The sequence below is a fragment of the Flavobacterium sp. FlaQc-30 genome (assembly GCF_044005885.1).
Lineage (GTDB): Bacteria > Bacteroidota > Bacteroidia > Flavobacteriales > Flavobacteriaceae > Flavobacterium.
In genome coordinates this window covers 1,173,241-1,197,107 of the sequence record NZ_JBIPCO010000001.1, presented here as the reverse complement: position 1 = coordinate 1,197,107, position 23,867 = coordinate 1,173,241, and the positions used below count along the sequence as shown (strand labels likewise).

Sequence of the window (23,867 nt, the reverse complement as noted above, 5' to 3'; positions counted from 1 at the left end):
TTACGCACCCGTGCGCCGGTCTCTATATCCGAAGACATATACCCCTCGACTTGCATGTGTTAAGCCTGCCGCTAGCGTTCATCCTGAGCCAGGATCAAACTCTTCATCGTATATTTTAATATTATATTGCGATGATTTATCTATCGGTTCTTTTCGAATCTTACGATTCTATTACTCTTATTTTATTTGTTTTGAAATCTCTTTCAAAACGGCTGTCAATTCAATATGTCTACGAACGTGTATTTCTTTATTTTCTCCGCCTTAATTTGTTTCTCAAAGCGGGTGCAAAACTAAAAATTTATTTTGTTTCTCGCAAGAAAAATTTAAAAAATTTTGAAACTTTTTTTTCGTTCCCTTTTTCTCATTTTCCTTACCAGTCTTTCAAATAACTTTCCGCATTTTGCGGGGTGCAAATGTAATATCCGTTTTCCATTCTCACAAGCTTTTTCTAATCTTTTTTTTGAAAATTTCTTCTCTCAATAATTAAAACCCTTGTCAGTATTTCGGTGAACGTTTATCGCTGTTGCGGGTGCAAAAGTACCACCTTTATTCAGTTAAACAAGCTTTTTAACCACCTTTTTTTACTCTTTTTCCAATCTTTTTCTTAACTAACTGATAACAGATTATTTACAGATCAACTTTTTTTCAATCCTTGTGCGGTTTTTCTTCGTTTCACTGCACTTTCTTTATTTTTCGACCTTTTACCAACTCCTATTTCGAGGAATTTTCAGTCTTAAAGACACTTTACTGAAGAGAAATCAAAGTTCGTATACCCTTCTTAATCCCCAGGAGTCTGGTTTTACTTCTCTGATTTCGTTTTTTCCTGATATTTTCTTCTGAAAACCGCTGCAATAGCCCCGATAGAAGTGAAAATCCTTTTTACGGCAGGGTTTGCCGTAAAAAGATTGTAACGGATAGCGGGATTAAGCTCCTTTTTTAAATTTTAAACTTAAAAGGCTTCAACTTCGCTCAGTCTTACATTACTATATATATTATAAAAAATTATGCCTTCGGTGCGTCTAAGACATACAGCTGTGCGTCTCTACAGAAAATTGGAATTTGATTAATCCTATACATATATATGTATAAAAAACAAACCCGACAAATTCTAAGAATTTGCCGGGTTTGTTTTCTAAAGCCAATTAGGAACTAGTCATACCGAATAGCTTTTACAGGAGAAATCTTTGTAATCAAATACGAAGGCACTATTAATACAAGAAAACAAACTGAAATCGTCAACAAGTTTAACAATACAATATATCCCCAATTTAAATACACTGGTGCCTGATTCACGTAATAGTTCTCTGGATTAAGCTGAACAACCCCGAACTGCTGCTGAATTAACAACAGGGCAATTCCAATTAAATTACCCCAAAACAATCCTCTTACTATTAAGTAAAACGCATTGTACAGAAAAACTCTTCGAACAACCCAGTTATTCGCACCTAAAGCTTTTAAAATTCCAATCATTTGTGTGCGCTCCAAAATAAGAACCAACAATGCTACAACCATATTTATAGTCGCCACCAAAATCATTATACCAAGAATGACAACTATGTTAAAATCGAACAACTGAAGCCAATCAAAAATATAACTATATTTATCTGTTATTGTTTTCGCATCTAAGTTTGGCGGTATTTGTTCATAGATTTGATTACCTGTTTCTTTAATTTTACTAAAATCTTTCACAAAAACTTCAAATGCTCCTATCTGGTCGGGCGCCCATTTATTAATTCGCTGAATATGCCGAATATCTCCTAATATATAAGTAGCGTCAAAATCCTGAAATCCCGAAGTAAATATACCCACAATTTTAAATCGACGACTGTTTGGCAATTTTCCCTCTTCTTCTTTTATAAAAAAGGTATTAAAACTATCTCCTAATTTTAAATTAAGCCTATTAGCCAAAAACTTCGAAATAATAACGTCTTCATTTATTTCTTTTGAAAAATCCGGCAAATGTCCTTCAACTAAATATTCTTTTAAGTTCTCCCATTTATAATCTGCTCCAACACCTTTAAAAATAATTCCTTCAAAAGCATTTTCTGTTCTAATAATTCCAGCTTTACTAGCCACAGCTTGAATATGACTAACCTCTGGAATCGATTTAAAATTTGGATAAAAACTCTGAGTCTTTAAAATTGGGGTTAAGGTTGCTTCAGAGTTATTATTATCTAAATTAGAAATTATTATCTGCCCATTAAACATTGAAACTTTTTCACGTATCTTCTGCTGCAAACCAATTCCTGTCGCGACAGAAATAATCATCATGATCATTCCAATTGCAATAGCAGAAATAGCAATCTTAATAATAGGTGCCGATATACTGCTTTTATAATCTTTGGCAGTTATAAGTCTTTTGGCTATAAAATATTCTAAATTCAATTTATCAGTTCGTATTTAAACGTTTAATTTTTTTCTTATTCTAATTATTCAAAAATACGTTAAAAAAAAACGAAAATGAATAATTCAAAAACACTAAAACAACTTCCTACTCTTTACAGCGGAAGTTTTTTCTTCATTTCCTCTACAATATTGTAGGCCGCGGGACAAATAGCAACATTTTTTAATGTAAGATCTGAGATTTGATGAAACTTTTTACGATCTGTATGCGGAAATTCTCTGCATGCTTTTGGTCGAACATCATATATCATACAATAATTTTCATTATCTAAAAAAGTACAGGGAACACTTTTCAAAACATAGTCTTTATCTTCGTCAATTCGAAGGTATTGATCAATAAACTGCTGTGGCTTTTGTCTAAATGATTTTGAGATTCTTTCAATATCAGCCAAAGTAAATAAAGGCCCCGTTGTTTTACAACAATTGGCACACTGTAAACAATCCGTTTTTTTAAACTCTGCATCATGCAAATCCTGCATTACATAATCTAAATTCTTCGGCTGCTTCTTTTTAAGCTTATCGAAATACTTTTTGTTTTCGATATGCTTATCTTTGGCTAACTTATTTAAGTTATTTAAAATTTGTTTCAAGTTTAAAATTTAAAGTTGATCGGCAAAATTAAACAACTTTAAACTTGAAACCTCAAACTTTGAACTAAAATACAATGAAAGATCTTTTTGGGAAAGCGATCTACGATTTCCAAACCAATAATTCTCCGGAAGATATTATAACTGAAACTTCAATTTCTGAAGAAGACGAAATGAGCATTGAATATTTATTCCGTTCTTATAACGAAATGCCGAAATTAGAACAAAAAGCATTGCAATTAGCTTATGGAAAAACATTAGACGTAGGATGCGGTGCCGGAAGCCATAGTTTGTCATTACAAAATGACCGCAATTTAGATGTTACTTCCATCGATATTTCGGAAAAAGCAATTGAGACTTGCAAATTACGCGGATTAAGAAATGCTCATGTTCAAAATATTCTAGATTTTGAAGGAGAAAAATTTGACACGATTATTTTATTAATGAATGGAACCGGCATTTTTGGAAAATTAGAAAATTGCAACAATTACTTAAACAAGTTAAAATCGCTCTTAAATCCGTCTGGACAAATTTTACTTGACAGTTCAGATATTATATATATGTTTGACGAAGATGAAGACGGAGGAAAATGGATCCCTTCAAATAATGATTATTACGGAGAACTGACTTTTAATATATCTTATAAGGGAGAAAAAGAAGATACTTTTGACTGGCTGTACTTAGATTACAACACACTTCAAAATGCCGCCAATGCAAATGGACTAAAATGCGAATTAGTTTTGGAAGGAGATCATTACGACTATTTAGCTAAACTTACTCTATAACTTAAACTATTTTGACCAATGGAAAATTTAGATCTAGAAAAATTAAAGTATCCTATAGGTAAATTTACAATTCCCGACACTTATACACCTGAATATATTTCTCATAAAATTGAGGAAATTGCAACTTTTCCCGAAAGATTAAAACAAGAAACGATTCATCTAAACGACGAACAACTGGATACGCCATATCGACCTGAAGGATGGACTGTTCGCCAAGTAATTCATCATTGTGCAGAAAGCCATATGAATTGCTATATTAGAATCAAATGGGCTTTAACAGAAAACAATCCTGTTATAAAAGCTTATGATGAAACGCTGTGGTCTGATCTGCCCGACAGCAAGACGATGCCTATCGAACCATCATTAAATTTACTGCAAGCATTACACTATAGATTGACCTATATCATGAAAAACTTATCGGAACTTGATCTTGAAAAATCCTTCATTCATCCTGAAAACAATTCTGAATATAGAATCAAGCAAATTATTGGAATGTATGCCTGGCACGGAAACCATCATTTAAATCATATCATAGCATTGAAAAAACACAAAAACTGGAATTAAGTAATTATTTACTTTTTCAATAGACAAAACAATAATCATTGTAAAGCAAAAAAAAATCTCTTCATGCGAAGAGATTTTTCTATTTATGGTATATTTAGATACTTATGCGTTTGTAATGAAACTCTCCATTTTGGATTATTCATAACATAATCTACAATAAGAGGTGTCATTTCTTCTTTCTTACTCCATTCTGGCTGTAAAAACAAGATTGCATTATCATTTACCAGCTCAGCTTGTTCTTCTGCAAAAATAAAATCATGCTTATTATAAATAATCACCTTTAACTCATGAGCATTTTCATAAACATCTTGAGTTGGCAGTTTATTCTTTTTAGGCGAAAGACAAATCCAATCCCAAGTTCCTGATAACGGATACGCTCCAGAAGTTTCAATATGAACTCTAAGATTTTTCTCCTTCAGCTTACTCGTCAACAATGTCATATCCCAAGTCAAAGGCTCACCACCTGTCACGACAACCGTGTTTGCATATGTAGAAGCATTATCAACAATTACATCAATACCTGTTGGCGGATGTAATTCTGCATTCCAACTTTCTTTTACATCACACCAATGACACCCAACATCACAACCTCCAATTCTAATGAAGTAAGCAGCAGTACCGGTATGAAATCCTTCTCCTTGAATGGTATAAAATTCTTCCATCAAAGGCAGCATTGCTCCTTTATTTACTTCTAATTGTATTTCTTTTGATAACATTATTCTAATTTAAAGTGCAAAGATAGTCAATTAAATACGGAACAAAAAAACCCGATAGTCCACTTTGAACTATCGGGTTTTATAAATTACTTTAAAGCTATATTATTTTAAAGCTTTCACTGATTGCGAAGCGTAAGCGTTTGCAGGATCTAAAACTAAAGTTTTATTGAAATATTCAACTGCTTTTACTTTATCAGTATTAGCATAACTTGCACCAATACTGTTGTAAGCCTCAATCATTTTTTTCACTGTAGCAGGTTTTGCTAATTCATCAGCTCCTTTTGCAGTAGTTCTTGTGATATACTCTTCGTAGTTTTTGATAATTAAATCATCTTTCTCTAACAAGTTGTTGATTCTACCTTTATATAAGTAAGCTTCATCATAAGTTGGAGAAGCAACTAAAATTCTATCAAAAGCTTCTTCTGCTTTAGCTAATTGAGCTGCATCAGCTGCTCCATTAGTTTTATTTGCGTTTGCATAGTAAACTGAAATACCATAATAAACATTATCATCTAAATAATTTTTAGATTCTTTGTTAAGAGCACCAAATTCAAAAATAGCTGCTGCTTGTGCAAATTGTTTTTTACCAAACAATCCTTTTCCTAATTCGTTTAGTTCTTCAACTACTAATGGCTCTAATTCAACTGCTTTTTTAATATCAGCAATACCAGCATCAAATGAAGCCTGATCTACTGCACCTTCAGCATTTGTCCCTTTTTTAATTTTAGACAAACCTAAATACATATAATCACTTCCAATAACTTTATTAGTAGGAACTTTAACGTAGTCTTCTAGAGATTTAATTGCTACTTCAACATTTCCGTTTTCATAAGCTGCATAACCTAAATATCTAAAAATTCTTGGATTAACTTTGTCTTCAGCGATCATTTTATTAGCAACAGTTTCTAAGCTTTTATAATCTTTTACCAAGATTAAGAAATCTGCGTGACGCATTTTAGAATCTAAAGAATAATCTGTTAAGCTTAAGTATTTCTCATAGTTTGTTATTGCATGCTGTAAGTTAACTTTTGCTGTAGAAGGTTTATTTCTTCCCCATTTGTAGTAAGTCTCTGCTAACTCTCTATAAACTGGACCATAATTTGGATTCAAAGCGATAACTTCATTAAAAGATTTAATCGCTTCATCGTATGATTTTGCTCCTTTTAATAAAACTCCTAATTGCATTTTAGCTCTTAAAAGCGTAGGATCTGCTGTAAAAGCATCACGGTAAGCTTTGTAAGCCTCATTTTGATTATTAGCTCCATAATAAGCATCACCAATAGCCAAAAGCGCACTTGCATTTTGAGGATCGATCAACAATGCTTTTTTCAAACTAGCAACAGCGTTTGTATAATCAGGATTAACTGAATTAGTATATGCTTTACCAATGTAGATAAATTCATCTACATCTTTACGTTTCATATCTTTAGTAGCCAAAGTAAAATTAGCTTGAGCTCCAGCAGTATTTTTATTATCTAGTTCTAATTGTCCTAAACCAATATAGTTTAAGTTTTTCTTATCTGATGCTTCAATTCCTTTTGAATAATAAATTTTAGCAGAATCAGCAACTCCTTGATTTAAGTATACGTTTCCTAAAATGAAATCTGCTTCACCATCAGACGGTTTATCTTTGATAATTGATTTAAGCAATGATTTTGCTTTTTGAAATTGCTCAGCATCAACTGCCTTCTTAGCTTCTTTAACATCTTGCGCTTTTACAACAGAAGCTGATGCAACAAATGCAAGACTGAAAATTTTAAATTTATTCATCTTTAGTGTAATTAATTTATTCGTTATCTTTTAAAAGTTCATTTCTTATTTGAAGTTTTCTACCAGGTGTTTTTATCGGTAACAATCCTGATTTTAAAACTATTCGCTGTCCAATATCTCCGGCAATAAACGAACCAAAGCCCATTCCTAAGCCATTATATCCTTGACAGTTTATAATAAACAATTCACGTGCCAAAGGATACTTTACTTCCGCAAGATCATTTTGTGTTGGACTGTAATATTCATTACTGTTTAATCCTTTTACGCTTAAAACATTAATCTTTTTCACAATGTCAACCATACTTGGAGACGGCTGTGACAACCAATTAACTCCCACTACACCAATCATTCCGTCATTTTCAGAAACAAACTTAATTACTTCCTCATTTGTTTTGAATGAAAAAACGTTTTGTGAAGGAACATTTTTAACTTTAGCCAATTCTTTCATAAATCGAACTGTACTAGAATTTGGATTATCAAATACAAGACCTTTAATCCCTGTATTAGAATTACCCTGCATAAAATCAATTACCGTTTTCAACGCAATTAATGTATCATTATTGTTTTTGCTCTTAATAAAAGCGATTGCATCAGTTGCAAAAGGAGTTACACGAGGTTTTATTTTACTTTTTTCAAACCTTGCAAGTTCTTCTTGGGACAAATTTCTTGCCGTTACTGCAACTTTAGTTTTCTGATTTAACAAATCATTTATTACCTCTGCTTCAGATTCTGGCTTAACATTGATTCTAGCGCCATAATAAGTACCTTCAAAAACAGCCACCTGATCATCAACGATCGGCTTCACCGTTTCGTCAACTGCAATATCTAACGACCCTTTCAAAATTGTTTCTTTACCAGACTCATTCTTACTTTTTTGGTTGCACATGACAAACAAAAAAACAAAAACCACCAGACCTAAAAACTTACTATATTTCAGCATAATTATTCTGCGTTTGAATTAATTAATCTTAAAAAACGTATTGCTGAATAAACGATAAGCAATCCGCCAAAAGCATATCTGTATTTTGGTTCCATGTCTAACGGAAGTTTTTCCCAAAACATGATCATTAAACCAAGCACAAGATATATTAAAAAAAACAGTATTCCTAAAACAAGAAGAAATCGCTCTTTGAGCGATTTCTTCTGAATATTATTAAGCATATCTTTTAACATTATTCTGCAGATTGAATAGTAATAGGCAGAGAGTAAAGAACCCTAACTTTTTTACCATTTTGCTCGCCAGGAGTCCATTTTGGACATTTTTTAAGAACACGAATTGCTTCTGCTCCTGTACCGTAACCGATATCCCTTAAAACTTTAATGTCGGTTAATGAACCGTCTTTTTCAACTACAAAAGTAACGTAAACTTTACCTTTTAAACCTTCTTCTTCTGGAGTTTTATAATTGTTTCCTACGAATTTGTAGAATTTCTCCATTCCTCCAGGGAAATCAGGTTTTACTTCGATACCAGCTGTGTTATATACACTGTTATCTTCTTCTACTACCTGAGAAACAGGTCCTTTACCTACTGGCTCATCAACAGTTAAAACTGCATCTGGATCTCCTTTAATAGTTTCAGAACCTACTTTTTTATCTTTAAGTTCTTCAATTTTAGGAGGATCTTCGGTAACTTCATTTGCCTTAGCAACAACCGGCTTCACAAACTTTACCTGATCCACTTTTGGTGGCGGAGGTGGCGGTGGCGGTTGATTTGGCTTAATTTCCTCTTTTGGCTTAGGAGGTAATTTTACTGTAGCGATTTTAATATCGTTATTTACGTCCTCATCAGATGAGTCCGGTAATAGGCTAACAATAAGAGGTGCCGCAACTGCTAAGCTAAAAATAACAGAACCTATGATAAGTGCTTTTACCGTAGTCTTTCCATTCGCTTTTCTTAACTCATATGCGCCATATATCTTATTACGACCTTCGAATACGATATCAAGCCACTGATTTTTAATAATATCTAATTTCATTTTTCTTGATTATTAGGATGTTAAAACAAGACAACTCTTATTTTTTATCTATCAATTTTGTTTCCTCTGGTGAAAATTCAGGAACAATTGCATAAGTATCAACCCCAGTAATTGCCATCTCATCTAACATATCAACTAAATTACGATAAGTTGATTTTTTAGTTGGTTTAATAATAACGATAATTCCATTTTTAGGTTTCCCTTTAGCAGCAGAATATTCTAAAACTGATTTTTTTCTTTTAAGAACTTCTCTACGTATCCCATCTTTACCATATGCGATATCTTTAGGTCCAGCTATAGGAGACTCTAACAATCCCATATAATAAGTCAATTTATTATTCTCTCCTAATATTACCGTCATCGTACGATTTTCATCTACCTTGATATCTTTATTCTTAGTAGGATCATCGTCTTTATCTGGCAATGACAAATCCATCGATTGAGGTTTTGACAACGATGTGGTTAACATAAAGAATGTGATCAATAAGAATGCCAAATCCACCATTGCCGTTAAATCGACTTTTGAATTCTGCTTTTTACTTCTTACTTTACCACCTTTTCCGCCACCACCGTCGCCGGTATTTAATTCAGCCATTTTAGTGTATCTTTTTTAATTAAAAGTCTTTTCCTCTCATACCTGTAACTAAGTTAAAGGAATTGATTTTTTGATCTTGTAAAATATCCATAATCTTTTTGATTTGTGGATACTCTTCTTTTGCATCTCCTTTAATTGCAATCTGTAATTCTTTATCATCAAGATCAATTGCAGCTCTTCTTGAAACAAGAAGCCACTCTTTTAATTGATTATCCAAAGAATCGATTGGAATTCCAGGTTGATTTGCTTTAGTTCTATCAGCAGCTTTCATGTCGATGATTTGCTTTAAACTTGCTAAAGGAACACCAAAGTCATCCATTAAAGCAAATTTCTCTTTATCATCTTCTGAAAAAGTCACGCCTAATTTTGCACCCATACCTTCAAGACTTCTTTTACGAAGCTCTCTTCCTTTGATATCAAAGAACACTTTGCTTTTTCCGTCTGCTCCTTTACCAATGGTAATAATTGCCAAATCAGAATCTGGTAATTTACTTTGTACAGTAGAAGAAGGCATATCAACAGGTAATGCTTCAGGCACCTTAGCAGTAGCGGTCAAAATAAAGAACGTAAGCAAAAGGAACGCAACATCACACATGGCAGTCATATCTGTCGATGATGACTTTTTTTTCATTTTTATTTTAGCCATTCTCTTTTATTTTATTGTGAAATAATTAATTGTAATTATAGTAATAATTAAAAACTAATTATTGCTTCAAGCTTCCTCTGAATTTTCTGTAAGTGTTTACGATTGTAGTACCTGCCTCATCGATAGAGTAAGTTAAATCGTCAATTTTAGCTGTAAAGAAGTTGTAAGAAACAATTGCAAAGATAGAAGTCGAGATACCTGTTGCAGTGTTGATAAGTGCCTCAGAGATACCTGTTGCAAGAGCAGCTTGATCTGGAGTTCCAGCAGAAGCTAACGCACCAAACGCTTTAATCATACCAGATACTGTTCCTAATAATCCTCCTAAAGTTCCTAATGATACTAAAGTAGAGATGATAGTCATGTTTTTCTCTAACATTGGCATTTCTAATGAAGTTGCCTCTTCGATTTCTTTGTGGATTACTTCTGAAGCTTCTTCGCTGTTGAATCCTTCTTTTTTAACATCTTGATATTTAATCAAAGCAGATTTAATTGCATTTGCAACTGAACCTTGTTGTTTGTCACATGAAGCGATAGCAGCCTCGATGTTTCCTTCTTTAATACTTCCTTGAACGCTTTTCATAAATTTATCTAAGTTAGCTTTTCCAGCTGCTTTACCGATAACAATGAATCTTTCAATAGAAAAAACAACAACCATTAAAAGCATACCTAATAATACTGGTACAATGAAACCTCCTTTGTATACCATACCTAGAGTATTGATTGGGTGACCTGTCTCTGGGTTACCTCCCTCGAAGTTAGCTGGGCTACCCATGATTACTTTCCAAATAAACACCCCAACTAAAATACACGCTACAATAATGATTCCAGTAATCATTCCTCCTCCGTTTGAAGTGCTTTCTTTTTTAACTTTAACGTTTGCCATTTTTTTTAATTTTAATAGTTTTAAATAATTTTTATTTTTTAGTTATATTTAACTTGTAGAGGAGCAAATTTATATTTTTAGTTTAAATAAAAAAACTTTTTTTAATTTTATTGAAGCAAATTTAACGTCAAAACAAAAAATATCGCATTAATTTGCAGGCATTGTTTTTATGATAAAACAAAAAAAAGGGCGAATTATAAAAAAATTACAACGTTTTAGTAAATATTCAAACATTCCTTTAAAATCTTCTTAAAAAACTGCGAAATTATTTTTTATGTACTTTTCAATCAAAAACCGCTTTTTCTTACTAAAAAAACAGCGTTTAAACTGTTAAAACACAAACAAAACCTTTATAATCATCTAAATTACAAATAAAAACATGAATAAAAAAGATAATTTCATTCAAGAAATAAATAGCGGTTATTCAGCAAAAGGCGATACAATCACACTTGGAGGCGCCATTTTAGACGGAGAAGCCATAGCAGAAGCTCATGTCAAGATCCCTTTAAAGACTTTAAACCGCCACGGACTTATTGCAGGTGCAACCGGAACAGGAAAAACTAAAACAATCCAGGTTTTCTCTGAACAGTTATCAAATGCTGGAATACCTGTTTTAATGATGGACATTAAAGGTGATTTCAGTGGTATTGCCAAAGAAGGAAAAGAAGAAGGTTTTATTACCGAGCGTCATGCCAAAATAAATGTACCTTATAATGTAGCGGCATTTCCTGTTGAATTAATGTCTTTATCTAAACAAGACGGAGTTCGTTTACGTGCTACAGTATCAGAATTTGGACCTGTGTTATTCTCAAGGATTTTAGATTTAAATGATACTCAGGCAGGGGTTGTCGCAGTAATCTTTAAATATTGCGATGATAACCAAATGCCTTTATTAGATTTAAAGGACATTAAAAAAGTAATCAATTATATCACGGAAGAGGGTAAAGATGAAATCGCAGCAAATTATGGCAAGATTTCAACGGCAACAACTGGAACAATTCTACGCAAGATAATTGAACTGGAACAACAAGGCGGTGATTTGTTTTTTGGGGAATTGTCTTTTGAGACTGACGATTTAATGCGAATAGATGAAAACGGTAAAGGTTACGTAAATATCATTCGTTTAACGGATATTCAGGATAAACCAAAATTGTTCTCGACTTTCATGTTAAGTCTTTTAGCTGAAATTTATCAAAAAATGCCAGAAAAAGGAGATTCAGGACAACCTGAATTAGTCATTTTTATCGATGAAGCACATTTAATTTTCAATGAAGCAAGCAAAGCACTTCTAGAACAAATCGAAACTATTGTAAAGTTAATTCGTTCTAAAGGTGTTGGTGTTTATTTTGTTACACAAAACCCAATGGACGTTCCAAGCGGCGTTTTGGCACAATTAGGATTAAAGATTCAGCATGCACTTAGGGCTTTTACAGCAAATGATCGTCAAGCAATAAAAAAGACTGCCGACAATTATCCAACTTCTGAGTATTATAAAACGGATGAATTATTGACAAGTTTAGGAATTGGAGAGGCTTTAGTTACCGCTTTGAACGAAAAAGGTATTCCGACGCCGCTTGTTGCAACTATGATGCGCGCACCAATGAGCCGAATGGATATATTATCTGCGGAGGAAATCGAAGAAATAAACGCCAAATCTAAACTCGTTAAGAAATATAGTGAAGAAATTGACCGCGAAAGTGCTTATGAAATTCTAACCAAAAAAATTGAAGACGCAACTCAAGCTGCTGCCGAGCAAGAAGAACAAACACCAACAAAATCTTCAAAAGCGGGACCAAGCACTACAGAAGTAGTTACAAAATCTGTTTTGAAAGTTGTAACCAGCGCTAACTTTATAAGAGGTGTTTTTGGCGTTTTGAGTAAAATCTTTAAAAAGTAAAAATATTAAACCATACAAGTGATATAAGTTCATTTAATTTATAGGTCGAACTCATTGAGTATATAAAAATCAAACCCGACAGGTTTTAAAACCTGTCGGGTTTACTATATGTAATACATTACATTAACTTATATCACTTGTATGGTTTAAAAAATTATCCGTTTTGCAACAGCTCCAGAATTTTATTCTCAACCTCAGGAGTGTTCCAGATATTTTCGATATTATCGAGTTTTAAAACTTCTTCCATAATTCCGTTTTGGAAATCTCCTATTGCTAAAGCTTCAGCATAAGGGCGATCACTAAAAGTAACTCGACTGTAAAGCGGAATCCATTTTTCTGGATGTTTATCCGAAAAGACTTTTTCAATCTTCTTTTGCAATAAGAATTTTTCATCTGCCGTTTTGGTACTCATCTCCATGAAATTTCGGTATGAAAGTTCGGCAATGGCATCTGCATTTGGCTTTCTTGAAATTTGATATTCTGAGAAAATCTTTTTCCAGTCGTCTCCAAATTTTTCCATCATCTCATTCAAAACCGTAATATCTTCAAAACCGGCATTCATTCCTTGTCCATAAAATGGAACAATAGCGTGACAGGCATCTCCAATCAAAGCAATTTTATCTTCGTATGTCCACGGAAAGCATTTCATGGTTACCAAAGTACTGGTTGGATTTTTAAAGAAATCATTTGCCAGTTCTGGAATTACTTCGATTGAATCTGGAAAGTTTTTCTCAAAGAAATCTTCTACCATTTTGCGATCTGTTAATGATGCAAATGAGTTTTCACCTTCAAAAGGCATAAATAAAGTACAAGTAAAACTTCCGTCAAGATTAGGAAGCGCAATCAACATATACTCGCCTCGCGGCCAAATATGAAAAGAATTTTTATCTAATTTGTGTGTTCCATCAACATTTGCAGGAATATTCAATTCTTTATAACCCATATTTAAAAATTCTTGCGAATAATTAAACATGCTCTGACGCTGCATTCTGTGGCGGATTCTCGAAAAAGCACCATCGGCACCAAAAACCATATCATATTTTCGCTCTTCCCACTCGCCTCTTTCGCTTTCGCCAATATGCAAAGTTGCATCACTAAGCGTTACATCCCATATTTTTTGCTCAAAATGAAATTCAGCTCCAGCATTTTCGGCCAAATCAATCATTTCGCGATTTAGTTTCCCTCTTGAGATCGAATAAATCGATTCGCCTTCTTGACCGTAATTCTGAAAATTGAGTTTATCAACCAAGTGAATCGCACGTTTGTCCATCGGAATTGCAATTTCTCGAACTGCATCACCAACTCCGACTGCATCGAGCGCTTTCCAACCACGGTTAGACATTGCCAGATTAATAGAACGACCAGAGAAATTTATTTTGCGAATATCAGGGCTTCGATCATAAACATGAACGGTGTGACCTGCTTTTTTAAGATAAATTGCCAACAGCGATCCGACAAGTCCAGAACCTACAACAGCAATTTTTAGTGAAGTTTGCATCAGGGAAAATCTAATATATAAGGCCGTAAAAATAAGTAATAATTGTACATAAGCTTTAAAATAAATGAATTATTTGCTCTCGCACTACTTGATAAGAGTTTTTAAAATCTTTTATTAAAAAAAAGTGAATCTATCCATTTGATTACGTCATTATAAAAACCTCATCTCTGATTGATTTTAAAAATATAACAAAATGTTATTTTACTTGATTTATTAGAAAAAATTAAACAATTACTTTAGCTACTGCTTTTTAACATCAATCTTTTAAAATTAAAACTATGAACAGCGAAATTTTACAATCAGAGATTATTCTAGGAAACGAAAGAGTATTATTAATTCCGTTTGAGAATGAAAGAAACATCGAACTGAAAGAGATTATTTTTAATGATGAAATATGGAAATACATGGGAATGTATGTTAGAAATGATCAAGATTTCGAGAGTTACATTCGAAACACTTTAAAACAAAAGGCTGATGGAATTTGCTACCCATTCCTTATTATAGATAAAGCTTCAAATAGAGTTGCTGGAAGTACACGTTACGGTTATTTAAATCACGTAAGCCAAAAATGTGAAATTGGCTGGACTTGGTACGGACCAGATTTTCAGGGAACTGGTTTAAATAAAGCCTGCAAATACGAACTGCTAAATTTTGGTTTTGAAGAAATTCAATTTAAAAGAATACAATTCAGCGCAGATCTAGAAAACGAAAAGTCGCAAAGAGCTATCGAAAAACTAGGTGCTTTAAAAGAAGGCTTGTTTAGAAATAATTATATCGACTCTGAAGGAAACAGCAAAGACGATGTTTACTACAGTATTATTTTGGAGGAATGGAAAAATACTAAGCGTGATTATTTTGGGGAGTTTATTTAAATATATGGTAATAGAAAAAATCTTATTTTAGTCTTCGATTTTTAAGATGATAAATACCATATAGACAAATCCTAAAATGCAATTATACTCCGAACATTACGTAAGTCAAAAAGCTGAAAGGTTTGTCAATAAAGTTTGGTGTTTGGATAACAGCATCGGCGAAAGCCTCATCGAGAACAAACTTGTTTTACCAAACGGCTGTTTTAATCTTGCATTTGTAACTGGAAATGTAATTGAGGTTCACACTAGTAAAAACAAATACGAAATGAGCGAAGGAATTTACTTTTGCTCGCAAATGACCAATAAAGTTTTAGTTCATATTCAGCCCAAAACAAAAGTTACCATTGTTCAGCTTCATACTTGGACGCTTTCGATGTTTCCAAAATATGATTTAACTAATTCTGCCGATTCTATTGTCAAAATTAATGCAGAAGAATTGCCTTTTGAAGTTAAAACAAACTTTGATATTGCTGCGTTTTTAAAAATTTTAAATCTTTATTTTGAAGAATTAAATGCTTTGCATCCTAACAAAAATGCAATTGAAAAAATCTGCGAATTTGTAAAAAGTAAAGAAGAAGACATTTCGGTTTCGGAAATCAGTGAAGAGTTAAAATCTTCTCAGCGTTTATTGCAAATTAAGTTTAAAACGGCAACCGGGCTTACTATTAAAAAATACATTCAGATTTTGAAGTTCCGAAAATCAGTAGATCAAATGATAAATATTGATGTAGAAAAACTGAGCTTGACCGAAGTTGCACTTTATAATAAGTATTTTGATCAGTCGCATTTTATAAAAAAGTTTAAGGATGTAACGAAAACAACTCCAAAAATGTTTAAGCCTGATTCTTATTTTTTATCACAAAAAAGATAAGTTTTCGCATTTGTACAATTTTGTGAACTCGAGTTTGAATTATTTTTGCCAAATCATTAATCATCAATCAATCACAAAATGAAAATCAAACGCACTTTATTTCAATTAAAAATTCTTTTAGCTGGAATTTTACTTTTTCAAATCCAAATCGGGCTTGCCCAAGAAGATAAAACTTCGGGGTTGTACAAAACTATTATGTCAAAAGACAGTCTTTTGTTTAATGTTGGTTTTAATACTTGCGATGTAAAACAGTTTGAAAATCTTTATACTGAAGATTTTGAGTTTTATCACGACAAAGACAGCATTTCGGATAAGGCTCGTTTTTTAAAAACTTTTAAAAATGGCATCTGTTCCCCAACAAGAAAATACAATTATCGAAGAGAATTAATTGACGGAAGTACTGAGGTTTATCCGTTGTATAAAAATGGCATTTTATATGGCGCTATACAAATGGGAACGCATCGCTTTTATGAATATACTGCAGGAAAACCAGAGCAAGCAGGTAGTTTTGCCAAATTCACACATCTTTGGCTGTTGAAAAACAAAGAATGGAAACTAGCAAGATCATTGAGTTATAACCATCAAATGACAAGCTCTACAGCAGGTAAAACAGATCTTTTTGATAATGAACAGGAAACTGAAAAATGGCTCAAAGAAAATAATATTCCAGCTTTAGGAATTGGAGTTATTACAGAGGGAAAACTGAAACAGATCAAGGTTTTTGGCGAACTTAAAAAAGATATTTCGGCACCTTATAATACCATTTGGAATGTTGCCTCTTTAACTAAACCTATCACTGCAATTGTAACGCTAAAATTAGTAAGTTCAGGTAAATGGGATTTGGATGAACCGCTTTATAAATATTGGACGGATCCTGATATTGCAAAGGATCCGAACACAAAACTTTTAACTACACGAATTATCTTAAGCCATCAAACGGGTTTTCCGAATTGGAGATTTATGAACGAATCCGGTAAGCTGGATTTTAAATTTAAGCCTGGAACTAAATACCAATATTCTGGCGAAGGATTAGAATATTTACGAAAAGCTCTTGAAAAAAAGTTTCACAAAACACTAGATCAGTTAGCGGATGAATTACTATTTCAGCCTCTAAAAATGACAGACACACAATTGGTTTGGAATGATAAAGTAGATCGTTCTAGATATGCGATTGGTTATGATAATAAAGGAAATGCTTACGAACCTACCCAAAACAAAACAGCAAACGCTGCCGATGATTTATTGACGACTATTGAAGATTATGGTAATTTTTTATGCAGCGTAATGAATAGTGAGGGTTTGAGTAAAAAGGTCTTTGACGACATGACTTCACATCAGGTTGAAACGAAGAAAAACAAATACTTCGGACTTGGTTTTGAAATCTACGATTTAGGAAATAATGATTATGCTTTGTCACATGGCGGCGCAGACCAAGGTGTTCAGACTATTTTTATTTTGCTTCCAAAAACAAAACAGGGTTTAATCATTTTTACCAATGTTGATGATGGTTACAAAGTTTATGAGAAAATAGTAAACCATTATTTGGGTGAAAATGGTCAAAAAATAATTGATATCGAAACGAAGTAATGCTTTAATTCTAAAATGTTATGATCAAACTACTTATTCTTATAGTACTGCTGATAAGCAAAATCATATAATTAAAATTCTCTGGATGTAATTATCTCATCTCATCCTAAATGTTTTTTTAAACACGTAGAAACATCGATTTTCTGTCTAGAAAAGAGAATACAAACAGAAATACATTTCTTTAACATAAGCATACTATGTTCATTTCAATTAAGTGAAGCGCTTTTTATGAGAAACCAAAATCTATATTTCTAAGTGTTAAAATTAACTACACTCAACAGATCAATTTAAATAAGTTCAAAATAATTAATGGAAGGTAAAACGAATTGTTAGTTACGAGCATAAACCTCTAATAGCATCTTTATGTTTATGCTCAAAATTCGTCTTGATTTGAAATAAAATGAAAAAAAAATGATTGATGTTGAAACCAAAATCTAAATCAATCGTCTAACCTTTTAACGGCATCTGTTTTATTTAAAAAATGTTGTAACAAAAACACAACCCACTAAGATAAAACAGGTTACAAAGTTTCAATCATCAATCAAAAACAATTATTCATTAATCTTAATCCTTATCATTAATTATGAAACAATCAATCAAATCAATAGCAGTCTTTGCTTTGCTGCTTCTTTTTACAGTAAGCCTTTTTGCTCAGAATAAAGCACAGCAAATAGAACAGCTTTTAGCAAAATATAATGAGTACGGACAATTTAACGGTTCGGCTTTGGTGGCTGAAAACGGAAAAGTAATCTTTAAGAAAGGTTTTGGTTCTGCGAATATGGAATGGAATATTCCAAATCAAACTGACACTAAATTTAGACTGGGTTCTATCAGTAAACAATTTACGGCACTTTTAATTGTAAAACTGGCCGAAGAGGGAAAAATAAAACTAGATGTTCCTATTTCAACCTATTTACCAGATTACCCAAAAGCAAACGGCGACAAAATAACAATTCATCAGTTGCTTACGCATACCTCTGGAATTCCAAATTATACATCGCTTCCAAATTTCTTTAAAGATAAAAGCCGAAATCCTTATACTCCTGAAGAGTTTGTAAAAACGTTTTCTAGTCTTCCGCTTGATTTTACTCCTGGCGAAAAATTCAATTACAGTAATTCCGGTTATTTTTTATTGGGTTATATTATCGAGAAAATTTCAGGAAAAACATACGAGCAATATTTACAAGAAATCATTTTTACACCTTTAAAAATGGTTAATTCTGGTTACGATCACAGTGATATTATTTTAAAAAACAGGGCGGCTGGTTATGAAAAGCAAGGAAAAGCAATTAGAAATGCACCTTATATTGATATGAGTCTTCCGTACGCTGCCGGGTCGCTGTACTCAACTGTAGAAGATTTATTTTTATGGGATCAGGCTCTTTATACAAATAAACTGCTTACCCCAAAAAGCATGGAATCTTTATTTAAACCTTATATTAAAGCTTGGAATGGTTTTTACGGATACGGATGGTCTACTTATGAAGTGCCAAATGGAGAAAACAGTAAATTAAGCATTATTGAGCATGGCGGCGGAATTAACGGATTTAACACTATTATTTCGCGAATTCCTGCAGATAAAAATTTAGTTGTTTTATTGAATAATACGGGAGGAACTGCTTTGGGCGAAATGAATAAAGCTATTCGTGCTATTTTGTACAATCAGTCCTTTAATCAGCCTAAAAAATCACTGGCGCTTGATTTATTAGATATTTATAATGAAAAGGGAGCTGCGAATGGAACTGAAACTTATAAAAAACTAAAAAATGATCCTTCGTATGCTGTTAAAGAAGGCGATATGAACCAAGTTGGATATGAATTGTTACAATCTGGAAAAAAGAAAGAAGCGATAGAAGTTTTTAAAATCAACGCAGAAACTTTTCCAAAATCAGGGAATACTTATGATAGTTTAGGCGAAGCTTATTTAGCCGATGGCGATAAAAAAGCAGCCATTGCTAATTATAAAAAAGCGGTAGAGCTTGACCCAACAAACGAAAACGGAAAAAAGATATTAGCAGATCTTTTAAAATAATAGAATTATAAAAAAAATCTTCCCATAAAAACTGTTTTTTATGGGAAGGTTTTTTTAGGTTCAAAGAGGCATAGAGGCAAAGGAACAAAGTCTTTAGAGCTTATAACCTGAAACTATTTTTCTTTTGGTTTCAAGACTAATTTTGTTGACGTTTTTATGATTTCGTCTTTGTTCAGCTTCATTTTTCTAAACTTTCCTTCATTGTACATTTCTGCCTGATCGCTGTAATGTTTACTAAATGGATTTCCAGATTGTCCTGTTGGCAAAATACTCCAGCTGTTTTCAATATCCGAAAAATCAACAATTCGTCTGGTTGATGGGCCGCCTTTTACATAATATTTCCCTTCATTGTTTAACCCAAAAAATAAATTATTAATTACTTCATTTGATCCTGGAGATCCAAAAGGCCCCACATTAAATAAACCTCGAAGTGCTGCGATTTTGCCAAGCGGATGTTCGTGTTCAACCGTATGCACTTTCTCCCATTTCCAATCGGCAACGGTATTTCCTAATTGTTTTTGAAGTGCTGTAACAGTCTCATGAAATGATTTTGCAACAATATCCTTTCTGGTTTCTTTTACATTTTTAGTTTTGACATTATCCCACCAAACTGAATTTTCATTTTTAATTTGATTGGCAATAACTTGTTTTCCTATCGAAATTCCTAAAAACAAATTAAAGTTGTCCTCTCCCATTTCATCCTCAAAAGTATTCTTCAAATACAAATACACCCATTTATTATAAATCGTTGGTGCAACATCTTCAAGATTTGTTGTTCCCTTCCACGACTTTAAAACATTTACAGCTTCTTTTTCTTCTGCTGAAACAGTATTGAGATCAATATTTGAAATCAAATTTTTAACCGTTTCAACCGCAACATCAGAAGTGTTGTCGTAAATCATTTTGCTGATTGCTTCTTTATCCCAATCTGATTTCGCATCCATTAACCCAGAAATTCTTTTAGCACGATCTTCGGGAAGATAATATCCTGGATACAAATAACCATCAATTGCTTCGGGCTGGTTATTGGCCGAATAAACATATCCCCATTTTGGATTTTCGGCAGATGGATTCTTTGAAAAATCTAAATATTCTACAATATCCTCTTTTCCTGTTGAGCCGTCTAAAATTAAATGTGTATTCACACCTTTATTATGCTTATACAATTTTCCCGTTGCCCACCAAGCGACATTTCCTTTGGCATCGCCATACATCACATTTAATCCCGGCGCAGCAACCAATTGAGTCGCTTTTCTAAACTCTTCTTTATTTTTTGCGTGCGAAAGTCCATAAACAGCATCAAGAATCTGAATAGGTTGCTGCGTATACGTCCACAACATTGCAATTGGATTTTTCTTATCCAAATGATCCAGTAAATCATTCATAATTGGTCCGTGTCGGCTTGATTTTACTGTTAAAACAACATCCGAAGTATCTTTTACTTTTATAGTCTTTTTTCTAACTTCATAAGTTGCAAAACCAGTTGGCGTTTGATATTGATTTAAATCTCCCGTTTTGTTTTTTTCTTGATAAAAATCGATGTCATCATTTTCAAACATGGTTAAACCATATGCATATTCACGATTGTGTGCCAATAACGGAAACGGAGTTCCTGCCAAATAACAACCATACAATTCATGCTCAGGCGTAACTATATGCGCTTCGTACCAAGTAGCGGGCTGCGAAAATCCAATATGCGGATCATTAGCAAAAATTACTTTTCCGCTCTTCGTTTTATTTGGACCAGCAACCCAGCTGTTACTTCCTATAAATGGCGGAATTGGCGATTTGTCTAATAAAGCTGTTATCGATTTTGAAATCGCTGTATATTCTTCAATATTCTCTTTTGAACTTTTAATCTGCGTAGAATTAAATTCGCCTTCAATTCCTAAATCCTTCAAATAAGCGGCACCGTATCTATTGCGAATATCTGTTAATAATGGATCTGTTTTTTGAGCCATTGCAAAACTAAAAGACATATATCCAAAAATATTATAGACATCATTTATAGTGAATTTTTGCTTTTTAACACCAACAAGAGTAAATTCAATTGGTGTCGTTCCCTCATCCAAATATTGATTAATTCCATCTAAATAAGCCTGCGTTAATTTATAACTCACACTATTCTTGTCTAATTTTGAAATGGCTTTCGCCGAAGCTTCTTCAATACCAATTCCGGAGAAAAAGGTATCATTTTTAAGCGCAACAGATCCAAAAATTTCTGATAATCTGCCCGGAGCAATTCTGCGAAGTAATTCCATCTGCCACAATCTTTCCTGAGCATGAACATATCCAAGAGCGGTCATAGCATCTTTTTCAGAATCGGCATAAATATGAGGAACGCCGTATTCGTCAAAATAAACAGTCGTTTCTTTTTGAAGGTTTTTCAATTGCAATTCCCCTTCATATTTGGGTTTTAAATGAAAAATATAGGCACATAAACCTATTCCAATTACAACAACAAGTACTAATAAAAACAGCAGAAATTTTTTAAATCTTCTCATATTTTGCAAAAAGTATAAATAAATAGGGTTTGTAAAATGATGTAACCAAAAAACAGAATAATATAAAATACATTCTCTTTTAAAGTCTAAATTTATGTATTTAAAATCAATACTATAAATGTCTGTCTATAAAAAAATAGCTATTGGAGTAATTTCTCTTTTTATTCTTGTAATTCTGATCAACATTGGTCTGAATTACTGGATCAAAAAACAGCTTCCAATAATTATTCACGAAAAGAACAAAACGGCTTACAACATCAATTACGAAAAAATTGAAGTTTCTCTTTTTTCTCGAAATATCTATGCTCAAACATTATTAGTAAGTCCAAAAAACGAACCAAAAGACAGTAAAAATGGGCTTTTTTCTAAAATCGAATCAGTTACAATTAAACGTTTTAATATTTGGGATCTGGCTTTTAGAGATATTATTCAGGCCGAAAGTATCATTATCAATAAACCTCGAGTTATTTTATACAAAAAAGGCGAAAAACTATTGAACAACAACAAAAGCATCAAAACCGAAATCATTGAACCTTTTCGAAAAATAATTGCTGTTTCAAATATCTATCTTAATGACGGAACAGTAGATGTTGTTTCTTTAGATACTGAAAAACCTATTTTCAGCATCAAAAAAATTATTCTAAAATTAGAAGGAATACTACTGACAGATGCTACTTTAAAACAAAAAATTCCACTGCAGTATAAAACCTATGCACTGGTTATTGACAGCTTATTTTATAGACCAAGCGCCTTTTATCATATCAATATTGGTAAAATAAGTACCAAGAAAAACTTTTTAAAAATCAACAACTTCTCTCACCTTCCGCAATTTAATCGACGAGAATTTATTAAACGATTAGATAAAGAAAAAGATATTTATACCTTAAAATTCGATTCGGCACAAGTGCAAAAAATGAATTGGGGTTTTAAAAACGATCGCTTTTTCTTTAAGGCAAATTCAATTGTAATCAATCATTTTGATGCCAATATCTATCGCGGAAAAATGCCAAAAGATGATCTGAGCAAGAAATATCTCTACAATCATTTATTGCGAAATATTAAATTCCCCCTTCAAATTGATACTTTACAGATTCTGAAATCAAAATTGGTTTACGAAGAAGAAATTGATTTTGCCAAAGGTCCTGGAGTTTTAAATTTCGACAAATTCAATTTGCAGGCAGTCAATTTAAAAAGTGGTTTTGGATTGAAAAAAACCGATGATGTCAAAATTAAAGTGAAATGCATTTTCATGAAAAACTCTCCGCTGGATGTGGATTGGAGTTTTAATGTTTTAGATAAAAAAGATAGTTTTCATATTCAAGGCGTTATTTCAAACTTTAATATTGCCACCATGGGGCAATTCAGCAAACCTTATATGAACGCTTCCTTTACAGGAAATTTTAATAAATATCGCTTTGATTTCTATGGAAATGATAATATCTCAAAAGGAAATGCATCTCTAGATTATGATGACTTAAAAGTGAAATTATACAAAAAGGAAAAACCTGAAAAAGAGGCCAAACTCAAATCTGCCATTGCCAATTTATTGGTTAAAAACGACTCAAAAGATAAAGCAAAAACCGCTGATGTTGAAATTGAACGGATTCAGGAAAAATCATTTTATAATTTTCTATGGCGAAGTATTGCAGAGTCTTTGAAGAAGATTTTGATTTAATGCATT

General features: G+C 32.7%; 20 protein-coding genes and 1 rRNA gene. 8 read left to right on the top strand and 13 right to left on the bottom strand.

What is annotated here, in order from left to right; all coding sequences use genetic code 11:
- From ACHRV0_RS05285 to ACHRV0_RS05275, 3 genes are all read right to left on the bottom strand, one after another.
- Nucleotides 1-110 (bottom strand): 16S ribosomal RNA (locus ACHRV0_RS05285); the annotation flags it as partial.
- A gap of 1,039 nt (nucleotides 111-1,149) precedes the next feature.
- Nucleotides 1,150-2,385, bottom strand: coding sequence for an ABC transporter permease (locus ACHRV0_RS05280; RefSeq protein WP_395440126.1), 1,236 nt, complete (start codon nucleotides 2,383-2,385; stop codon nucleotides 1,150-1,152).
- Nucleotides 2,386-2,498: 113 nt separating this feature from the next.
- Nucleotides 2,499-2,993 (bottom strand): YkgJ family cysteine cluster protein, encoded by a 495-nt coding sequence (locus tag ACHRV0_RS05275; RefSeq protein WP_089054237.1) that lies wholly within the window; start codon nucleotides 2,991-2,993, stop codon nucleotides 2,499-2,501.
- 74 nt (nucleotides 2,994-3,067) lie between these two features.
- On the opposite strand from ACHRV0_RS05275, the gene ACHRV0_RS05270 reads away from it, so the two are divergent.
- The gene (locus ACHRV0_RS05270) at nucleotides 3,068-3,775 is read left to right on the top strand and encodes a bifunctional 2-polyprenyl-6-hydroxyphenol methylase/3-demethylubiquinol 3-O-methyltransferase UbiG (RefSeq protein WP_129025684.1); all 708 of its coding nucleotides are present in this window, start codon (nucleotides 3,068-3,070) and stop codon (nucleotides 3,773-3,775) included.
- A gap of 18 nt (nucleotides 3,776-3,793) precedes the next feature.
- The gene (locus ACHRV0_RS05265; RefSeq protein ID WP_129025686.1) at nucleotides 3,794-4,339 is read left to right on the top strand and encodes a YfiT family bacillithiol transferase; all 546 of its coding nucleotides are present in this window, start codon (nucleotides 3,794-3,796) and stop codon (nucleotides 4,337-4,339) included.
- Between the two features lie 83 nt (nucleotides 4,340-4,422).
- Here ACHRV0_RS05265 and ACHRV0_RS05260 read toward each other — a convergent pair whose 3' ends face one another.
- From ACHRV0_RS05260 to ACHRV0_RS05225, 8 genes are all read right to left on the bottom strand, one after another.
- Nucleotides 4,423-5,055 (bottom strand): 7-carboxy-7-deazaguanine synthase QueE, encoded by a 633-nt coding sequence (locus ACHRV0_RS05260; RefSeq protein ID WP_395440125.1) that lies wholly within the window; start codon nucleotides 5,053-5,055, stop codon nucleotides 4,423-4,425.
- Nucleotides 5,056-5,157: 102 nt separating this feature from the next.
- Entirely contained in the window at nucleotides 5,158-6,825 is a 1,668-nt protein-coding gene (locus ACHRV0_RS05255) for a tetratricopeptide repeat protein (RefSeq protein WP_129025690.1), read from the bottom strand.
- A gap of 16 nt (nucleotides 6,826-6,841) precedes the next feature.
- On the bottom strand, nucleotides 6,842-7,765 hold the full coding sequence (locus tag ACHRV0_RS05250; protein WP_395440124.1) for a PstS family phosphate ABC transporter substrate-binding protein: 924 nt from the start codon (nucleotides 7,763-7,765) through the stop codon (nucleotides 6,842-6,844).
- A gap of 2 nt (nucleotides 7,766-7,767) precedes the next feature.
- On the bottom strand, nucleotides 7,768-7,998 hold the full coding sequence (locus tag ACHRV0_RS05245) for a hypothetical protein (RefSeq protein WP_089054243.1): 231 nt from the start codon (nucleotides 7,996-7,998) through the stop codon (nucleotides 7,768-7,770).
- Nucleotides 7,998-8,801 carry an energy transducer TonB gene (locus ACHRV0_RS05240; protein ID WP_370433390.1) on the bottom strand — a complete coding sequence of 268 codons (804 nt, stop codon included), beginning with the start codon at nucleotides 8,799-8,801 and terminating at the stop codon, nucleotides 7,998-8,000. Before ACHRV0_RS05240 ends, ACHRV0_RS05245 begins: the two co-directional genes overlap by 1 nt.
- Nucleotides 8,802-8,838: 37 nt before the next feature.
- A complete protein-coding gene (locus tag ACHRV0_RS05235) occupies nucleotides 8,839-9,396 on the bottom strand; it encodes a biopolymer transporter ExbD (RefSeq protein WP_089058488.1) in 558 nt (185 codons plus the stop codon).
- 19 nt (nucleotides 9,397-9,415) lie between these two features.
- Nucleotides 9,416-10,042: an ExbD/TolR family protein gene (locus tag ACHRV0_RS05230; RefSeq protein WP_370433391.1), complete on the bottom strand. Its 627-nt coding sequence runs from the start codon at nucleotides 10,040-10,042 to the stop codon at nucleotides 9,416-9,418.
- 58 nt (nucleotides 10,043-10,100) lie between these two features.
- A complete protein-coding gene (locus ACHRV0_RS05225; protein ID WP_089054247.1) occupies nucleotides 10,101-10,925 on the bottom strand; it encodes a MotA/TolQ/ExbB proton channel family protein in 825 nt (274 codons plus the stop codon).
- 379 nt (nucleotides 10,926-11,304) lie between these two features.
- Here ACHRV0_RS05225 and ACHRV0_RS05220 point away from each other — a divergent pair, with 379 nt between their 5' ends.
- Nucleotides 11,305-12,822 (top strand): helicase HerA-like domain-containing protein, encoded by a 1,518-nt coding sequence (locus tag ACHRV0_RS05220; protein WP_395440123.1) that lies wholly within the window; start codon nucleotides 11,305-11,307, stop codon nucleotides 12,820-12,822.
- A 154-nt stretch (nucleotides 12,823-12,976) separates the two neighbouring features.
- Here the strand turns inward: ACHRV0_RS05220 and ACHRV0_RS05215 are convergent, their stop codons facing one another.
- On the bottom strand, nucleotides 12,977-14,320 hold the full coding sequence (locus ACHRV0_RS05215; protein WP_395440122.1) for an FAD-dependent oxidoreductase: 1,344 nt from the start codon (nucleotides 14,318-14,320) through the stop codon (nucleotides 12,977-12,979).
- A 278-nt stretch (nucleotides 14,321-14,598) separates the two neighbouring features.
- Between ACHRV0_RS05215 and ACHRV0_RS05210 the strand changes: the two genes are divergently transcribed.
- From ACHRV0_RS05210 to ACHRV0_RS05195, 4 genes are all read left to right on the top strand, one after another.
- The gene (locus ACHRV0_RS05210) at nucleotides 14,599-15,192 is read left to right on the top strand and encodes a GNAT family N-acetyltransferase (protein ID WP_395440121.1); all 594 of its coding nucleotides are present in this window, start codon (nucleotides 14,599-14,601) and stop codon (nucleotides 15,190-15,192) included.
- A 76-nt stretch (nucleotides 15,193-15,268) separates the two neighbouring features.
- Nucleotides 15,269-16,063 (top strand): helix-turn-helix domain-containing protein, encoded by a 795-nt coding sequence (locus ACHRV0_RS05205; protein WP_395440120.1) that lies wholly within the window; start codon nucleotides 15,269-15,271, stop codon nucleotides 16,061-16,063.
- 78 nt (nucleotides 16,064-16,141) lie between these two features.
- Nucleotides 16,142-17,650, top strand: a complete 1,509-nt coding sequence (locus ACHRV0_RS05200; RefSeq protein ID WP_395440119.1) for a serine hydrolase — start codon at nucleotides 16,142-16,144, stop codon at nucleotides 17,648-17,650.
- 583 nt (nucleotides 17,651-18,233) lie between these two features.
- Nucleotides 18,234-19,682 carry a serine hydrolase gene (locus ACHRV0_RS05195; RefSeq protein ID WP_395440118.1) on the top strand — a complete coding sequence of 483 codons (1,449 nt, stop codon included), beginning with the start codon at nucleotides 18,234-18,236 and terminating at the stop codon, nucleotides 19,680-19,682.
- A gap of 113 nt (nucleotides 19,683-19,795) precedes the next feature.
- On the opposite strand, the gene ACHRV0_RS05190 is transcribed toward ACHRV0_RS05195, so the two are convergent.
- Complete coding sequence (locus ACHRV0_RS05190) at nucleotides 19,796-22,186, bottom strand: penicillin acylase family protein (RefSeq protein ID WP_395440117.1); 2,391 nt, start codon at nucleotides 22,184-22,186, stop codon at nucleotides 19,796-19,798.
- A gap of 118 nt (nucleotides 22,187-22,304) precedes the next feature.
- Here ACHRV0_RS05190 and ACHRV0_RS05185 point away from each other — a divergent pair, with 118 nt between their 5' ends.
- The gene (locus tag ACHRV0_RS05185) at nucleotides 22,305-23,861 is read left to right on the top strand and encodes a hypothetical protein (RefSeq protein WP_395440116.1); all 1,557 of its coding nucleotides are present in this window, start codon (nucleotides 22,305-22,307) and stop codon (nucleotides 23,859-23,861) included.
- The last annotated feature ends 6 nt before the right edge of the window (nucleotides 23,862-23,867 follow it).

Bases quoted from the DNA above. Each gene is read 5' to 3' on its own strand.
- ACHRV0_RS05270 (WP_129025684.1), top strand. From the start codon at position 3,068: ATGAAAGATCTTTTTGGGAAAGCGATCTACGATTTCCAAACCAATAAT.
- ACHRV0_RS05265 (WP_129025686.1), top strand. From the start codon at position 3,794: ATGGAAAATTTAGATCTAGAAAAATTAAAGTATCCTATAGGTAAATTT.
- ACHRV0_RS05260 (WP_395440125.1), bottom strand. From the start codon at position 5,055: ATGTTATCAAAAGAAATACAATTAGAAGTAAATAAAGGAGCAATGCTG.
- ACHRV0_RS05255 (WP_129025690.1), bottom strand. From the start codon at position 6,825: ATGAATAAATTTAAAATTTTCAGTCTTGCATTTGTTGCATCAGCTTCT.
- ACHRV0_RS05250 (WP_395440124.1), bottom strand. From the start codon at position 7,765: ATGCTGAAATATAGTAAGTTTTTAGGTCTGGTGGTTTTTGTTTTTTTG.
- ACHRV0_RS05245 (WP_089054243.1), bottom strand. From the start codon at position 7,998: ATGTTAAAAGATATGCTTAATAATATTCAGAAGAAATCGCTCAAAGAG.
- ACHRV0_RS05240 (WP_370433390.1), bottom strand. From the start codon at position 8,801: ATGAAATTAGATATTATTAAAAATCAGTGGCTTGATATCGTATTCGAA.
- ACHRV0_RS05235 (WP_089058488.1), bottom strand. From the start codon at position 9,396: ATGGCTGAATTAAATACCGGCGACGGTGGTGGCGGAAAAGGTGGTAAA.
- ACHRV0_RS05230 (WP_370433391.1), bottom strand. From the start codon at position 10,042: ATGGCTAAAATAAAAATGAAAAAAAAGTCATCATCGACAGATATGACT.
- ACHRV0_RS05225 (WP_089054247.1), bottom strand. From the start codon at position 10,925: ATGGCAAACGTTAAAGTTAAAAAAGAAAGCACTTCAAACGGAGGAGGA.
- ACHRV0_RS05220 (WP_395440123.1), top strand. From the start codon at position 11,305: ATGAATAAAAAAGATAATTTCATTCAAGAAATAAATAGCGGTTATTCA.
- ACHRV0_RS05215 (WP_395440122.1), bottom strand. From the start codon at position 14,320: ATGCAAACTTCACTAAAAATTGCTGTTGTAGGTTCTGGACTTGTCGGA.
- ACHRV0_RS05210 (WP_395440121.1), top strand. From the start codon at position 14,599: ATGAACAGCGAAATTTTACAATCAGAGATTATTCTAGGAAACGAAAGA.
- ACHRV0_RS05205 (WP_395440120.1), top strand. From the start codon at position 15,269: ATGCAATTATACTCCGAACATTACGTAAGTCAAAAAGCTGAAAGGTTT.
- ACHRV0_RS05200 (WP_395440119.1), top strand. From the start codon at position 16,142: ATGAAAATCAAACGCACTTTATTTCAATTAAAAATTCTTTTAGCTGGA.
- ACHRV0_RS05195 (WP_395440118.1), top strand. From the start codon at position 18,234: ATGAAACAATCAATCAAATCAATAGCAGTCTTTGCTTTGCTGCTTCTT.
- ACHRV0_RS05190 (WP_395440117.1), bottom strand. From the start codon at position 22,186: ATGAGAAGATTTAAAAAATTTCTGCTGTTTTTATTAGTACTTGTTGTT.
- ACHRV0_RS05185 (WP_395440116.1), top strand. From the start codon at position 22,305: ATGTCTGTCTATAAAAAAATAGCTATTGGAGTAATTTCTCTTTTTATT.